This window comes from Azospirillum brasilense (assembly GCF_022023855.1).
GTDB lineage: Bacteria > Pseudomonadota > Alphaproteobacteria > Azospirillales > Azospirillaceae > Azospirillum > Azospirillum brasilense_F.
On record NZ_CP059449.1, the window covers coordinates 1,590,688 to 1,605,776 of the forward strand.

General features: G+C 69.4%; 12 protein-coding genes. 8 read left to right on the top strand and 4 right to left on the bottom strand.

The window, feature by feature from the left end:
* Positions 1-63: 63 nt before the first annotated feature.
* Positions 64-1,299, bottom strand: a complete 1,236-nt coding sequence (locus tag H1Q64_RS07570; protein WP_237903028.1) for a sensor histidine kinase — start codon at positions 1,297-1,299, stop codon at positions 64-66.
* A gap of 326 nt (positions 1,300-1,625) precedes the next feature.
* Here H1Q64_RS07570 and H1Q64_RS07575 point away from each other — a divergent pair, with 326 nt between their 5' ends.
* The 4 genes from H1Q64_RS07575 (at position 1,626) to H1Q64_RS07590 (ending at position 8,830) form a co-directional block, all read left to right on the top strand.
* Positions 1,626-3,092, top strand: a complete 1,467-nt coding sequence (locus H1Q64_RS07575; protein WP_237903029.1) for a hybrid sensor histidine kinase/response regulator — start codon at positions 1,626-1,628, stop codon at positions 3,090-3,092.
* 244 nt (positions 3,093-3,336) lie between these two features.
* On the top strand, positions 3,337-5,577 hold the full coding sequence (locus H1Q64_RS07580) for an ATP-binding protein (protein WP_237903030.1): 2,241 nt from the start codon (positions 3,337-3,339) through the stop codon (positions 5,575-5,577).
* A 575-nt stretch (positions 5,578-6,152) separates the two neighbouring features.
* Positions 6,153-7,607, top strand: coding sequence for a bifunctional enoyl-CoA hydratase/phosphate acetyltransferase (locus H1Q64_RS07585; RefSeq protein ID WP_419468802.1), 1,455 nt, complete (start codon positions 6,153-6,155; stop codon positions 7,605-7,607).
* A 14-nt stretch (positions 7,608-7,621) separates the two neighbouring features.
* A complete protein-coding gene (locus H1Q64_RS07590; protein ID WP_237903031.1) occupies positions 7,622-8,830 on the top strand; it encodes an acetate/propionate family kinase in 1,209 nt (402 codons plus the stop codon).
* A gap of 99 nt (positions 8,831-8,929) precedes the next feature.
* Here the strand turns inward: H1Q64_RS07590 and H1Q64_RS07595 are convergent, their stop codons facing one another.
* Positions 8,930-9,286, bottom strand: coding sequence for a hypothetical protein (locus H1Q64_RS07595; RefSeq protein WP_237903032.1), 357 nt, complete (start codon positions 9,284-9,286; stop codon positions 8,930-8,932).
* 436 nt (positions 9,287-9,722) lie between these two features.
* On the opposite strand from H1Q64_RS07595, the gene H1Q64_RS07600 reads away from it, so the two are divergent.
* Entirely contained in the window at positions 9,723-10,163 is a 441-nt protein-coding gene (locus H1Q64_RS07600) for a CBS domain-containing protein (RefSeq protein WP_237903033.1), read from the top strand.
* A gap of 60 nt (positions 10,164-10,223) precedes the next feature.
* On the opposite strand, the gene H1Q64_RS07605 is transcribed toward H1Q64_RS07600, so the two are convergent.
* On the bottom strand, positions 10,224-11,498 hold the full coding sequence (locus H1Q64_RS07605) for a hypothetical protein (protein ID WP_237903034.1): 1,275 nt from the start codon (positions 11,496-11,498) through the stop codon (positions 10,224-10,226).
* Between the two features lie 178 nt (positions 11,499-11,676).
* On the opposite strand from H1Q64_RS07605, the gene H1Q64_RS07610 reads away from it, so the two are divergent.
* On the top strand, positions 11,677-12,834 hold the full coding sequence (locus H1Q64_RS07610) for a DUF3095 family protein (RefSeq protein WP_237903035.1): 1,158 nt from the start codon (positions 11,677-11,679) through the stop codon (positions 12,832-12,834).
* Here H1Q64_RS07610 and H1Q64_RS07615 read toward each other — a convergent pair.
* Positions 12,828-13,277 carry a YccF domain-containing protein gene (locus tag H1Q64_RS07615; protein WP_237903036.1) on the bottom strand — a complete coding sequence of 150 codons (450 nt, stop codon included), beginning with the start codon at positions 13,275-13,277 and terminating at the stop codon, positions 12,828-12,830. The genes H1Q64_RS07610 and H1Q64_RS07615 overlap by 7 nt on opposite strands.
* Before the next feature lie 232 nt (positions 13,278-13,509).
* Here H1Q64_RS07615 and H1Q64_RS07620 point away from each other — a divergent pair, with 232 nt between their 5' ends.
* Both H1Q64_RS07620 and H1Q64_RS07625 read left to right on the top strand, forming a co-directional pair.
* A complete protein-coding gene (locus H1Q64_RS07620) occupies positions 13,510-14,070 on the top strand; it encodes a hypothetical protein (protein WP_237903037.1) in 561 nt (186 codons plus the stop codon).
* 244 nt (positions 14,071-14,314) lie between these two features.
* Positions 14,315-15,085, top strand: coding sequence for an alpha/beta fold hydrolase (locus tag H1Q64_RS07625; RefSeq protein WP_237903038.1), 771 nt, complete (start codon positions 14,315-14,317; stop codon positions 15,083-15,085).
* The last annotated feature ends 4 nt before the right edge of the window (positions 15,086-15,089 follow it).

Here is a 15,089-nt window from a genome sequence, read left to right on the forward strand (position 1 = left end):
GGCTTTGCCAAGGGACTTCTGCCGATTCCGGGCCGCGCGAAAGGGGCAGGCGCGGATGCCGGCTCAAGCCATGCCGAGGGGAGCGCCATGAGAGGCGGCGTGGGGCAGGCTGCGCCGCGGCGGGAACATCAGGATGGCGGTCGTGCCGGCGCCGGGCTCGCTGTACAGGTCCAGGCGTCCGCCGTGCATCTCCATCAGCCGCTTGACCACGGGCAGGCCGATGCCGGTCCCGGTGGTGCCGCGGGGAACGGTCATGTCGGCGCTGCCGAAGGGTTCCAGAACGCGGGCCATCTCGTCCTCGGCGATGCCGGCGCCGGTGTCGGCCACCATCAGCCCGATCCCGCCGTCCGGCATGGGGCTGGCCGACAGCATCACCTGCCCGCCCGACGGGGTGAACTTCACCGCGTTCGACAGCAGGTTGGTCAGCATCCGCTGTAGCGCCCGGGCGTCGCCGTAGAGCAGGGGCAGGTCGCCGGACAGATCCTCCCCGATGTCGACGCCGCGGGCCGCGGCCTTGTCGCCGACCTGGGCCAGCGCCTGACGGGCGGCGTCGGCCACGTTGATGGCCTCCTCCTGCATTTCCGTCCGCGGGGCCTCGCTCTGCGACAGGTCGAGAATGCCGTCGATCAGCGAGAGAAGATGCGTGCCGCTGGCGTGGATGTCCGCGGCGTAGCTGTGGTAGCGGGGAGAGCCGAGCGGGCCGAAGGTCTCGGCCAGCAGCACTTCGGAAAAGCCCAGCACCGCGTTCAGCGGGGTGCGCAGCTCGTGGCTCATGTGCGCCAGGAATTCCGCCTTGGCCCGGTGCGCGCGGTCCGATTCCGGAACGGCGGGAACCTCGGGGCCGAGTTCCACGAGGGTTACGCAGACGGAGGGTGACGCGATGCCGGCGTCGAACGGGGTCGCGGCGATCCGCCAGCGCGCGCCTCCGGGCGCCATCACCAGGCGGCGCACCGTCTGCTTCTCCGCCACGCAATCGGCCAAGCAGGCGAACAGACCGGCGTCCTCGCCATCCTGGAGATCGTCCGCGCGCAGCCGGCGCCCGGCGAGGGGGTGCCCGAACAGCCGCTCCGCCGCGCGGTTGGCCGTCAGCCATTCGAAATCGCCGACAGCACCCTTGGCATCCCGCACCGCGGCCAGCACGCCGACACCGTCGGCGAGGGCCGCCATCGCCGCACCCACCAACGCGTCGCCGGTCGATCCACCTGCCTCCGGCTCACCCCGGTCCGACAGCGCAGAATGCCCCGCGCCAGCCGGCGTTGCCGCCTCCGGTTGTCGGTCGCGGAAAGGGGTTTCGGTCACGGCATCCATTGATCGCATAGTCGAAAAGATTCGAGAAACATGCAACCGACAAATTGCGACAATCCATCGTGTTATTGTGTGGTTATGCCGCCAATTCAGTGCCTTTTCTTGACTTTTATATAAAAATGCACGCAAATGTTCTGAAGGCCAGCGGCTTTGGGCGCCGTGCCGGAACGCTGCGCGGCCGGGTCATCCTGCAGCCCGATTATCCTGCAGGGGATCGGACGAACGGCGGGCTTGATCCTTGGCGCCGCTTCCGTAGCCTGGATTGCTCGGGACCGCTTCCGGTCATCAGGAAACCGCGTGCAGGCAGGGGGGCGCCGCCCGTGACGAGCGAGGGAGCTTATCGGCAAGGCGCGGGGCGGCATGGCGCGGTCCTGGTCTTCGACACCAACGACCGGCTGTCCGCCTGGAACGATGAGGCGGAGGCTCTGCCCAGCGCCGCGCGCCTTCTGGTCCAGGGCGCCCTGCCGGAAACGCTGGCCCCTCTTTTCCGCGGCCTGCCAGCCGGCCACACCGTCACCGACTGGCCGCTCAGCGGCGGCGGGTTCGTCCGCCGCACCGCTGGCGAGGGCGCTGCCGGCGAAGCGGCCGCCGGGAATGGACCCGCGGCGGGTGCCGACCTGTCGGGCCGCCTGTTCGCCGCGGCCAGCCACGACCTGCGCCAGCCGCTGGCCGCCCTGTCGCTGCTGCTTGGGGCGCTGGAAGGGCGCCTCGACGGGGCCGCGGGTGGTGGTGGGAAGAGCGTTTCCGGGCGGGGAAACGCCCCGGCCGACCCGGCGGCGCGCGACCTGCTGAGCGCCATGGGCAACGCGGTGCAGTCGCTGCGCGGCATGGTGGACGGGCATTTCGACCTCGTGCGGCTGGAGGCCGGTCTGGTGCAGCCGGACATCGGCGCCCCCGTGGTCAACGGCATCCTGACGCGGGTGGCGCTGGACGCGGCCCCGCGCTTCGACGGGCGGGGGCTGCGCTTCTCGGTGCTGCCCTGCTCGGTGCGGATCGCCACCGACGCCTCGCTTCTGGAGCGCATTCTCCAGGGGTTCATCGCCAACACCCTGCGCCACACCGAGCGGGGCCGGGTCGTGCTCGGCTGCCGTCGCCAGGGGCCGGACCTGCGGGTCGAACTGTGGTCCACCGGGCGCGGTCTGTTGCCCGAACAGCTGCGCATCCTGCGGGAGGAGTTGCGGTGCCCGGACGGGGCGGGCGATCCGTCGGTGATCGACCTCGGGCTGCGGCTGGCCTGCGGGCTGGCGCGGCGGCTGGGGCACCGGTTGGAGGTGGACTCGGCGCCCGGCCGCGGCACGATGCTGGCGGTTCTGGTGCCGCGGGCCGCGGACGGCGCCGAGGAGCCGCCGGCGCTCGCGGAGCCCGCCGCACTCAACGCCACGGCGCCCGGCGAGGACGTCAGCCGCGCCCGCGTGCTGGTCATCGAGGACGACCCGATGGTGTTGGATGCGCTTGGCGCGCTGCTCGGCCAATGGGGCTGCGCGGTGGTCGCCGCGGACTCGGTGGACGCCGCGCTGGAGCGGCTGGGCCCCGGCCCGCAGCCGCCCGACCTCGTCATCTCCGACCTGCGTCTGAAAGGGGCGATGAACGGGATCGTCGCCATCCGCCAGATCGGCAAGGCGCTCGACGCCACGCTGCCCGGCCTGATCCTGACCGGTGACACCGACCCGATGCGCCTGCGCGAGGCGCGGCTGTCCGGCTATCCGCTGCTTCACAAGCCGGTGGCGCCAATGGCCCTGCGGGGTGCCGTGGCGCGGCTTCTCGGCCGCGAACGCCTGAAGTCGTGAAAACGTTTCGGGTCGCTGCCAATGCTTGGGCGGGGCGCTTCGCCTTGTATTGCAGAATTGACATCAAAGTGAGGGCTCAATGCCCATGCAAACGACAATCAATAGTCGGCGCGCCCGGTGTTTTCGCTGGAACCGACTATCCATTTGGGAGGATAAGGGCTTTTCCATTATCGAGGCGCAGGACCGCTTGCTATAGTCGAACGATCCGACGATTTCGGTGAAAACGCCATTGGGAACGGGTGGGATGGCGCTGCTGGACAGAAGGAGAAGGGTCTCGTTTGCGGTCCCGGTGCTGGTCGCCGCCGGCCTGACGCTGACCTTTGGCGCTTTCTTCCAGATGCGCGCCGCCAACCGCGAGGCGGAGCGCGCGCAGCACGAGCGGCAGTTCGCCCAGTTCCATGACGCCCTGACGGAGCGGATCGGCAGTCACACGTTGCTGCTGCGGACTCTGCGCTCGGCCTTTTCCGACCCCCGCCCGGCCGACCGCGACGGCTTCGCGGCGGCGGTCCGGCCGATCATGCCGCTCTATCCCGGCTTGTGGTCGGTCGCCTGGGTAAACCGGGTGTCCTCGACGGAGGTGCCCGCGCTGGAGGCGGCGATGCGGGCCGCCGGCCGCCGGGACTTCACCGTTCGGAATGCGGGCGAGACGGGAGATGAGGGTCCCGGCCTGGTCCCGGCGGCTGCCCAAGGGGATCTCTTCGTCAACACGCTGGTGGAGCCGGAGCGCGGGGGGGCCTTTGGGCAGGGGATCAACATCCTCTCCCTGCCCAACCGGGCGGAGGTGCTGGCGCGGGCCTGCGCGTCGGGCGACCTGACGGCGACGGAGGCCCTGCCGCCGCGTCCGCGGGGAGAGGCCGGGCGCGGCATCGGTTTGTATCTTCCCGTCTACCGCTACCCTGTGGATGAGATGGACGGGGCCGACCGCTGCGCGGAGGTCGCCGGCTACGTCTCCTCGGTCTTCGGCATCACCCGCCTCCTGGAGGAGGCGGGCAACCGTGTGGACGGCCTGCATGGGGCCGTGCATCTGCTCGACGGGCCGGCGGGCGGCGGCGGGCGCGTCCTGGCGTCCCGCGACCTCACCGGCGCGTCCGAGAACCGGGAAGGCGTTCCCTTCGGCGAGCTCCGCAAGGACGGGGACGCGGTGCTCGAGCGCGATCTGGTGATCGGTGGCCGGCGCTGGACCCTGGCGCTGGCGATTTCGTCCGAGCCGGGGCTGGCGTCGGTGGATTATCCGGCCTGGATCGTCCTGGTGATGGGGCTTCTGCTGACCGGCGCGCTGGCCGGCTACACCCGGCGCGAGGCGCAGGCCAAGCGCCTTCTGGTGACCGAGGCCCGCGCCCGCGCCGCCATGGCCCGCGCGCTGCGCGAAAGCGAGGAACGGTTCCGCATGGCGCTGCGCCATTCGCGAGTCGCCGTGTTCAGCCTGGACCGCAACCTGCGCTACATGTGGATGTACAACCCGCAGACCGGGCGGGCGGCGGAGACCTTCATCGGGCGGACCAACGCCGACATCCACGCGCCGGACGACGCGGCGCGGCTGGACGCGGTGAAGAGGGCCGTTCTGGACTCCGGCACCGGGGCCCGGCAGGAGGTCCGCGTCGGCGCGGCGCCCGGCGCGGAGCAGGTGTTCGACCTGATCGTCGAACCGCTGCGGGACGAGGTCGGGGCGGTGTCGGGCGTGATCTGCGCCGCCATCGACATCTCCGACGGGGTGCGCATCCGCGAGGCGCTGGCCGAGGCCCATGCCGAGGCGGAGCGGGCCAACCGGGCCAAGTCGCGCTTCCTCGCCGCGGCCAGCCACGACCTGCGCCAGCCTTTCCAGGCGATGAGCCTGTTCCACCACATCCTGTCCGCCCGCCTGTCCGACGCCAAGCAGATGGAGGTGGCCGACAAGCTGGGGGAGGCGATCGCCTCAGGCAACACGCTGCTGAACACGCTGCTCGACACCTCGGCGCTGGAGGCCGGCAACGTCAAGCCGCGCCCCACGGTCTTCCCGTTCCAGGACATCGCCGATCGGCTGAACCGCGAGTTCGCGGAGCAGGCAGCCAGCAAGGGCATGGACCTGCGGATGGTGCCGACCTCGGCCTATGTGCTCAGCGATCCCGTGCTGCTGGAGCGCATGGTGCGCAACCTGCTGGTCAACGCGCTGCGCTACGCCGAGACCGGAACGATCCTGCTGGGCTGCCGGCGCCGCGACGGGCACGCGCTGGTCGAGGTGTGGGACACCGGGCCGGGCATTCCCGCCGACCAGCTCAAGCTGATCTTCGACGATTTCTACCGCTGCGGCACCGACCAGCGGGACAGCGGGCGCGGGTTGGGACTGGGACTCTCGATCGTCCGGCGCACCGCGCAGATCCTGGGCCATCAGGTCGACGTGCGGTCGCGCGTGGGCAGGGGCACGGTCTTTTCCATTTCCGTGGTGATGGTCGGCGACCGTCACAACCCATTGCCCGAAGAACCCACCACGTCGGTGGCGAGTGCCTGAGCCTTCTGGCATGCGCACGGCGTGTGTGTGCGCCGCGGAATCGGCAGGGGTGGGTGGGTCCCATCGTCAACTTTTTCACGGAAGGCTCAACGTTCCACCAATCCTGCGCCCCAATGCGCAAGGTCTTGCCATGCTGCGCCTGCTCAGTGATACAATGCTGCGCGAGTGGATTGTGTTACCGGAAAGTAAACGGATTCCGTCTTCCAACCGCTTGACATAGGTCATGGGGCGAGACCTTGGGCCGTCGTAAGACCGTGACGGAACGACATTTCCGCCGGTCGGCAAAGACGGGCGGCGTGGGGTGCGGCAAGGCGGCGAGATGGTTGGTGACAGAGGGGTGCGACATTGTTGCACCGCAACGGAGCCGCGAAATGCGCCACCCTGTCACATCTCTTTCACGGTGCCGCGTTATTCAGGGCACCCCGAACCGGCCCCTGGCGGGCGGCCCTTCCCGGGCCGGCCGTTCCTGGGGTCCAACAAAAAGGCCGCGGACGACAGGGCGATCCGCAGGCCGGGAGGATTCGGCCCGGGGATCACGCGATTCCGAGCCGCTATCCGATTGAGGAGCTTCTCCAATGGACCGTGTTACCGCGCCCGCCACCCCCGACTTCGGCAAGAACGGCTCATCCGCCATGATCGAGAACGTCACCTTCGAGGAAATCCAGATCGGCCAGCAGGCGAGCCTGTCGCGGCGTCTGACCATGTCCGACATCGAGCTGTTCGCCACGGTGTCCGGCGACATCAACCCCGCACACCTCGACGAGGAGTATGCGGCGGACAGCCAGTTCCACAAGGTGATCGGCCACGGCATGTGGTCGGGCTCGCTGATCTCCGCCGTTCTGGGCACGCTGCTGCCGGGTCCGGGGACGATCTACATGGGTCAGGACCTGCGCTTCAAGCGTCCGGTCGGCCTGGGCGACGTCATCACCGTGACGGTCACCGCCAAGGAGAAGCACGCCGAGAAGAACATCGTCGTCTTCGATTGCGTGGCCCGCAACCAGGACGGCAAGGAGGTCGTTTCCGGCCTCGCCGAGGTGATCGCGCCGACCCGCAAGGTCCGCCGCGCCGCGCACGAGCTGCCGCAGGTCCAGGTCATCCGGCACGACGGCCATGACGAGCTGCTGGGCAAGACGGAGACGCTGCCCCCGGTGCCGACCGCCGTCGTCCATCCCTGCGACGAAAGCTCGCTGAAGGGCGCGGTCGAGGCCGCCGAGGCCAACCTGATCGACCCGGTGCTGATCGGCCCGGCCTCCAAGATCAAGTCGGTCGCCGAGGCCCACGGGCTGGACATCAGCCGCTACCGCATCGTGGACGTGGCGCATTCCCACGCGTCGGCCGAGACCGGCGTCCGGCTGGCCCGCTCCGGCGAGTGCGAGGCGGTGATGAAGGGCAGCCTGCACACCGACGAGCTGATGGCCGAGGTCGTCCGCAAGGAGACCGGCCTGCGCACCGGCCGGCGGCTCAGCCACGTCTTCGTGATGAACGTGCCGACCTACCCGCGCACGCTGCTGATCACCGACGCGGCGATCAACATCTACCCGACGCTGGAAGACAAGGTCGACATCGTCCAGAACGCCATCGACCTCGCCAAGGTGCTGGGCGTCGAGACGCCGCGCGTCGCCATCCTGTCGGCGGTCGAGACGGTGAACCCGAAGATCGCCTCGACGCTGGAGGCGGCGGCGCTGTGTAAGATGGCCGACCGCGGCCAGATCAAGGGCGGCATCCTCGACGGGCCGCTGGCCTTCGACAACGCCATCAGCCTGGAGGCCGCCCGCACCAAGGGCATCGTGTCCGAGGTCGCCGGTCAGGCCGATATCCTGCTCGTTCCGGACCTTGAGGCCGGCAACATGCTGGCCAAGCAGCTCTCGTTCCTGGCCAACTCCGACGCCGCCGGCATCGTGCTCGGCGCTCGCGTGCCGATCATCCTGACCAGCCGCGCCGACAACGTGCGCACCCGTCTGGCGTCCTGCGCCGTGGCCGTCCTGGCCGCCGCCGCCCGGCGTCGTGGCGCCGCCGCCGCGGCCGAGTGAGAGGGGGAACCGTCATGACCAGCCAGAACGCGGGGGGCGGCAACGCCATCCTGGTCATCAACGCCGGCTCCTCCAGCCTGAAATTCTCGGTCTTCCGGGAAAGCGGGGCGGGGGGGCTGCGGGTGACGATCAACGGCCAGATCTCCGGCATCGGCACCGAGCCGAAGTTCGAGGCCAAGGACGCCGCCAAGAATCCGCTGGCCGAGCGGGTCTGGGCGGCAGGCGAGCCGTCCGACCGCACCGCCCTGCTGGCCTTCCTGCTGGAATGGATCGAAGGGCGGCTGGACGGGGCGAAGCTGCTGGCCGCCGGCCACCGCGTCGTGCATGGCGGCACCCGCCACGCCGCCCCGGTGCTGCTGACCCCGGCGGTGATGGAGGAGCTGGAAAGCTTCATCCCGCTGGCGCCGCTGCACCAGCCGCACAACCTCGCCGCCATCCGCGCGCTGGCCGAGGCCCATCCGGAACTGCCGCAGGTCGCCTGTTTCGACACCGCCTTCCACCGCGGCCAGCCCTGGCAGTCGCAGATGTTCGCCATCCCGCGGGAGCTGACCGACGAGGGCGTGCGCCGTTACGGCTTCCACGGCCTGTCCTACGAGTACATCGCCCGCCGCCTGCCGGAGCTGGCGCCCGAACTGGCGGACGGTCGCGTGGTTGTCGCCCATCTGGGCAGCGGCGCCAGCATGTGCGCCATCCACGCCGGGCGCAGCGTGGACAGCACCATGGGCTTCACGGCGCTGGACGGGCTGCCCATGGGCACCCGCTGCGGCAACATCGATCCCGGCGTGCTGATCTACCTGATGCGCCAGAAGGGCATGGGCGCCGACGCCATCGAGAAGCTGCTCTACAACAAGTCGGGCCTGCTCGGCGTGTCGGGCCTGTCCAACGACATGCGTGCCCTGCTGGACAGCGCGGACCCGCAAGCCGAGGAGGCGGTGGAGCTGTTCTGCTTCCGCATCGCCAAGGAGACGGGCGCGCTCGCCGCGTCGATGGGCGGCATCGATGCGCTGGTCTTCACCGCCGGCATCGGCGAGCGCTCGGCCCCGGTGCGGGCGCGGGTGGGCGACAAGCTGGCCTGGCTCGGCGCGGTCCTCGACCCGGCGGCGAACGAGGCCAACGGCCCGCTGATCTCCGCCCCGAACAGTCGCATCCCCGTCTACGTCATCCCGACCGACGAGGAGCAGATGATCGCCCTGCACAGCCGCAAGGCGCTGGAATCCGTCTGACCGGCGGTCCGTTCGGTGCCGCCGCATGAAGGCTGAATGAAGAAGGCCCGCCGTCGCGAGACGGCGGGCCTTCCTTTTGCGGGGGAGAGCGGTCGGCGTTTACAGACCTTTCCAGAGCTTCAGATACTCGATCAACTTGCGCGTGTGGAGCGGCGGCGGCTGGTGGAAGCGGGCAACCAGACCGGCCTGCTCGTCCATCTTCACGACGACGCCCCGGCAGGCGAAATCCGAATGTTCCTCGCCGAGCCGGAAGAGGATGCGGAAGTCGAACTGCTGCTTGGCGATCAAGTCCCCGTCATAGGGGCGGATGCGGAAAGACCCGAGGACGAATTCCTCCGGCACATATTCGTGGCTGTCGATCCGGATGGTCGGGGGATCGGTGGGGCGTTCCTTGGCGTTGGACGCGGAAGCCGCGGTGGATTTGCCTCGTCCGCTCAATTTCGACAACCACGACATGGCGGCCCAGGCCCTTTCCAGAGGACATCGTGACAGAACTGCAATTGTCCGGAGTTTCGGACCTATTTCCTTTAATAATGGTTAAGCTTGATCCGCCAGCGAAAATGGTCTGATTTTCCGTGCCAGAACCACCACCGTCAGGCAATGGTGAGTGGTTTTGTCGCATGTTGCGCCGACATGGCAACCATGACGTTGTTTTGCGGTGGCTTTGCTCGTTAAGTGATGAGAAAGTGATTACCTTTTCAACACTTGATAAATAGGTCTGTGGACAGATTCCGCTCGTTTCGGCATTTCGCAGATGCGGTATTCTTTTCGCGTTCGCAAATGAACAACAAAAGGAGGCGCGCGCCGACGACGAGGCGCGGGCGCGGCGGTCAGACCAATCAAAACAGCCGCCGTGGTCTTCCAAAACATCCGCACTTGGAGGAGGAAAGCCATGATGCATCGCAACATCGGAGATCTTTTGAACCGCCGCCGCGTGATCAGCCTTCCGGCGGGGGCGTCGGTGCGGGATGCCGCGCGGCAGATGAAGGCCGCCCATGTGGCGTCCGTCGTGGTCACCGCCTCCATCGACGAACAGATCGAAGGCATCTTCACCGAGCGTGACCTGACCGACCGCGTGGTAGCCGACGGGCTGGATCCGGATCAGACCCGGCTGTCGGAGGTGATGACCCCGTGCCCGGTCACCGCGGCCCACGACATCACGGTGGGCGAGGCGTTGCGCCGGATGGCCGACCATGGCCTGCGGCATCTGCCCGTCGTCCGCGACGGCCGTGTCGTCGGCGTCGTGTCCATGCGCGACTTCATGGGCGAGGAGCTGATGCTGATCGAGCATGAGCGGGAGATGATGGACAGCCTGACCGAAGTCATGATGTGACCGCGCCCGAAGCCTCCCACCCACTCCGGGCAGCGCGGGAGGCTTCGGCGGTCGCGCTTCTTACCCCAGCTTCTTGAGAGCGGTCTCGACCTTGTCGATCTTGGTCTCGGCCTTGGTCAGGGCGGCGTGCGATTCCTTCAGCCCGTCCAGGGACACCTTCGCCTCGGCGAGCAGCGGGCCGAAGTCGGGGTCCTTGTCGGAAACCATGGCCGGGAAGGACTTGCGGGTGCCGGTGATCTCGTTGGCGGCGGCGAGGATCTCCTTCTTCGCCTGGGCGGCCTGCTGGCGCACCTGGGTGATGTAGAAGGTCGCCGTCTTGATCGAGGCCGCCCGCTTGTCGTCCTCCGCCTCGTCGGCGACCATCTGCTCCTGCTGCGCGCGGTCGGCCTGCCCGCCGACGTCGCGGGCGACGGTGTCGTAGAAGGCGTCGGCGTCCTGCGCCCGCTTGGCCAGCTTGCGGCAGCTCGACAGGTAGGTGGCGCGCAGGTCCAGGGCGCCCTTCAGCGCCTGTGCGGCCTCCTTGACGATGCCGGCGGCCTCGCTGGCGGCCTGGGCGGCGTCATCCTTCATCTGGTCGAGCTTCATGACGATTCCGTCCGCCCGGTCGAAGGCCCCCTGGGCCGGGTCGCGCCCGCCATACTGCTTGGGGTCGAGCTTCATCTTGGCGACGGCGGCCTTGCCCTGGGAGAACAGCTTGGCAGCCTGGACGGCGGTCGCGGCGATCTTCTTCGCCTGGGCGTCCACCGCCTTGGCAGCGGTCTGGACCGCGGCGGCCTGGGCCTTCGCCTCCTTGGCGTTGCCCGCCCCCTGCGCCTCCAGCACGTTGCGCAGCGCGAGGTCGGCGTTGGCGGCGGCCTGATCGAGCAGCTTGACGTCGGCGTTGGCGGTCTTCAGCAGCCCGTCGATCTGCACCGCGACCTTGTCGGCGATGGCGCGGGCAGCCTTGCCCTGCTCCTCGGCCTCCTTGGCCTTTTCCGCTTCGGCGTCCTCGCGCATCTCGGCGATACGCTCGTTGACGGCCACGCCGGCGCGGCGCCCGATGTCGTCCAGCGACTGCCCGAGCTTCTTCAGCTCTGCGGCGATGGTCGCGACGCCTTCGGCCTTGGCCGACTTCTCCAGCGTCGTCTGATAGGCGGTGGCGCTCTTCACATAGTCGAGCAGCGCCTTCTCCAGCGCCTTGGCGTCACTCTTGCCAAGCGCGCTGTCGAGCGCCTTGGTCACGTCCTCCAGCCCGGACTTGTGGAAGACGCCCATGAACTTGGCGCTCGGCTTCTTCTTGCCGGTGGCGGTTTCAAAAGCCGTCTTGGCGGATTTCCAGTCGTTCGCGAATCCCATGGCGTTCCTCCCCGGATTGGACGGCGGCACGATGGAACGGACGGCTTGGAGCGACAATCCGGGATGGGTCCATTGCGGATGGGTTCGGGGAACGGTTCACGGGGGTGATTCACAGGGCGCGGGCCGGGGCGTAGACTGCAGCGGCCCATCCCCGGAACCTCCTGGCGCGAGGAAGGCGATGTTTCTGCCGTCCATCCACGATTTCACCGCCGAAGCCGCCGATCCCGCCCATTACGCGGCGTTGGACGGCGACTGGTCGCTGGCCGTCGCCGACGTGGTGGCGAGCACCCGTCTGGCCGCGGAGGGGCGGCACCGCGATGTGAATTTCGTGGCCGCCGCGGTGGTCGCCGTCCTGTCGGAGGCGGTGCGGGAGCCGGAACAGGCCCCCGCCTGCCAGTTCGGTGGGGATGGCGCCATCGCCGCGGTTCCGCCGGGCCGCCGCGCGGCGGCGGAGCAGGCGCTGGCGGCGCTCGCCCATTGGGCGGCGACGGAGATGGACGTGCCTCTGCGCGTCGGCCTCGTGCCGGTGCAGGCGCTTCTCGACGAGGGGCTGGAGGTCTTGGTCGCCCTGCAGGATTTCGGCAATGGTGACGCCTTCGGCCTGTTCCTCGGGCGCGGGGTCACGGCGGCGGACGCCTGGGTGAAGGCCGATCCGCGCTGGCGGCTGGAGCCGCGGCCCGGCCCGCTGACCGGGCTGGAGGGTGTGTCCTGCCGCTGGAACCCGGTGGACAGCGGACGCGGGGTGATCCTGTGCGTGATCGTCGATCCGTTGCCCGGTGGCGGTCCGGGGCTGTCGATTCTGGCCCGGGTCCAGGCCGACATCGAGCGGATCGTGCCGACCGCCACGGCGGCGCCGCTCGGCATGGGGGAACGGCTGGCGGTGCGCTGGCCGCCCTCCTGGCGGTCGCTGTGGCTGGAGGCGCGGACGCGCCCGCGCGGGCGGCGGCTGGCCTGTGTCCTGTCCCTTCTCGGGAAATCCGCCCTGCTCGCCGCGATGCTGGGGGGCGGCTGGCGGCTGGCCGGCTTCGATCCGGACCGCTACCGCCGAGGCATGGCCGAACGGTCGGACTTCCGCAAGTCGGCGGGCGGGCCGCGCCTCGTCCTGGACGTGACGGAGGCGGAGGCCAGCGCCATCGAGGCCATGCTGGCCGGCCACGCGGCGGCCGGACGCATCCGCTACGGCACGGCGCGGGCGATGGCCTCCACGGTGACCTGCCTGGTTGGCGACCTCGCCGCCGACCGGCACGTCCATTTCGTGGATGGGGCGGACCTCGGCTTCTGGCGCGCCTCGGTGATGCTGAAGGGCATGGCGGAGCGGGAGCCGTCCGCTCAGTAGGCCCCGCGGCCGAGCAGGCGGCGGCGGGATTCCGCCTCGTCCACCGTCACGATCTCGGTGCCGACCGGCCACAGGGCCAGCAGGGCGAGTTTCAGGTGCGCCCAGGCGAAGGGCAGGCCGATGATGGTGATGGCGAGGCCGACCGCGGCCACCAAGTGGCCGAGCGCCAGCCACCAGCCGGCCAGCACGAACCACAGGATGTTGCCCAGCGTGCCGAGCAGGCCGGTGCCGATGTCCTCGCGGCCACGGAACTCATCCCGGCGGACGGCGGTTTGTCCAAAGGGCAACAGGGTGTACCAGGCGATCGTGAAGGCCGATCGCGCCCACGGGATGCCGACGATGGTGAGGACCATCAGAATGGCCGCGAAGAGCCATCCCGCGGCCATCCAGATGCCGCCGGTCACCACCCACAGGATGTTGAGAAGAAGGCTGAGGAAGGGCATCGGGTGTTTCTCCTTTTGCCCGCACATGTGGGGATGGCGGGCGGCTTCGCCCAGAGGAGGGATCGGCGAAAGTGGCGCATCGAAAGATTCATCCCCTCCCGGCTTCCGGCGGCTTGAATGCCCTCCGGAAAGGCCACAGATCGAAAGAGGGACCTTTGAGCAAAAAGCGGTTCCGCAGGGAACCGGGGTCCGCGCCGCACGCCATCCAGGGTATCACCGGATCGGAGGCCGCATGAACGAGGTCCAGAACCACGAAGAGTCCACCGACGCCGCCGTCATGGGCGACGACGCCGAAAGCATGGCACCGGTGGTCACCGCCATCCTTGGCACCGCCATCGCGGCGGCGGCCAAGCGCGCCGGCACCGCCGACGTCGCCCACGGGGTGATCGCGGGGTTGCGTCTGCTGCGCTCCGCCGCGGAGTCGGAGGCCGGCTACACCATGGGGGCGGCGATCGACACCGCCATCCGCACCCGCCTGCTGGTGGAGAACCTGTCGGCCCTGCGCACCACCGGGTCCGCCCCGGTCCCGGTGCCGTTGCCCGAGCCGGGACCTGGGGTGGCCATCGCGTCGGCCATCTTCGTCAGCGCCGCGGAATCATGCCTGACCGTCAACGCCCACGCCGAGGACAACGGGCCGCTGGAGATGGCCGTCTTCGCCTTCTCCACGCAGTTGATCCAGCAGCTCGGCGGGTCGCCGGACTGGCGGGATCTGATGCGCGAGCTGCACCGCCCGTCCGAGCCGCGCGACGACCGTCCGGTCGAGGCGCTTCCCGACGGCAACACCATTCATTGATGGTGCCGGCTGACTGACGTTTCCGGTCCTTGATAGTCCCAATTCTTGTGCGGATTTCGCCAATGACGGCGGGACTGCACAACAATTGGGGTAAAAACCTGCGATTTTCGGGACTTGCGGCCACCGTTCGCGCCATTTCGGGCCTTTTTATGGTACGGGACAAGGCTGCAGACCCTCCATTAGGCTCCCTGTCAATCGGCGGAGACGATCTCCGCGACGTGTTCGGGAATCGGGGAGCGGAGCCTTGACCATACACAGCAGCGCCGGGCGGCCCGCGGGGGCCGCGTTCGGCATCGTGCCGTCGTCGCCCGGTGAGGCGCCGACGTCACGCTGCGGCGCATCGCGGGAGGTGGCGCCGGGCTGCGTCGTCGCCGGCGATTCCGCCGGACGGCGCATCATCCTGGTCCATGCGGCGTCGAGCGAATCCCGGGCCTGGACCCGCCTGCTGCGCGCCGTCCCGGCCGGGCAGGAGTGGGTGGCCGTGCCGCGTCCCGATCCGGCGCCAATCAGCGGCGCCTCCCGCCTGCGCGGCGGCGACCCCGGCGTGCCGGCGGCGGCGCTGCGCCCGCTGCTGACGCTCCGCCGTTCGCGCAAGCCGCTGCTGATCGGTTGCGGCAACGGCGTGCCGGTGGCGCTGCGGGCCGTGCTGGAATTTCCGGAACTGATCGGCGGCCTTCTGCTGATCGACCCGATGACCGAGGAGACGGCCCGGCCGGGCGTGTTCCGCCGCATCGCCGCCCGCATCCTGCCACCGGTCGTCCGCGACAGCGCGGCGGAGCTTCAGGCCATGGCGCCCGCGCTCGACGCGGTCCGTGTGCCGGTCACATTGGTGCAGGGGAAGGACGTGCCGGACGGCTTTGCGGGCGCGTCCTTTCTGGAGCAGCGCTTGACCGGTTGCCGCAACCTGACGGTGGTGACCGTTCCCGGTCAGCAGGTTCTGCCCGCCAAGCACGAAGCACCCATCCGCGGCGCTCTGGCCGCGCTGGTCGCTTCGGTGGAGCGGGGAGGGGCCTGAGCGG

Coding starts and splice junctions, on each gene's coding strand:
- H1Q64_RS07580 (WP_237903030.1), top strand. CDS start 3,337: ATGGCGCTGCTGGACAGAAGGAGAAGGGTCTCGTTTGCGGTCCCGGTG.
- H1Q64_RS07585 (WP_419468802.1), top strand. CDS start 6,153: ATGGACCGTGTTACCGCGCCCGCCACCCCCGACTTCGGCAAGAACGGC.
- H1Q64_RS07590 (WP_237903031.1), top strand. CDS start 7,622: ATGACCAGCCAGAACGCGGGGGGCGGCAACGCCATCCTGGTCATCAAC.
- H1Q64_RS07595 (WP_237903032.1), bottom strand. CDS start 9,286: ATGTCGTGGTTGTCGAAATTGAGCGGACGAGGCAAATCCACCGCGGCT.
- H1Q64_RS07600 (WP_237903033.1), top strand. CDS start 9,723: ATGATGCATCGCAACATCGGAGATCTTTTGAACCGCCGCCGCGTGATC.
- H1Q64_RS07605 (WP_237903034.1), bottom strand. CDS start 11,498: ATGGGATTCGCGAACGACTGGAAATCCGCCAAGACGGCTTTTGAAACC.
- H1Q64_RS07610 (WP_237903035.1), top strand. CDS start 11,677: ATGTTTCTGCCGTCCATCCACGATTTCACCGCCGAAGCCGCCGATCCC.
- H1Q64_RS07615 (WP_237903036.1), bottom strand. CDS start 13,277: ATGCCCTTCCTCAGCCTTCTTCTCAACATCCTGTGGGTGGTGACCGGC.
- H1Q64_RS07620 (WP_237903037.1), top strand. CDS start 13,510: ATGAACGAGGTCCAGAACCACGAAGAGTCCACCGACGCCGCCGTCATG.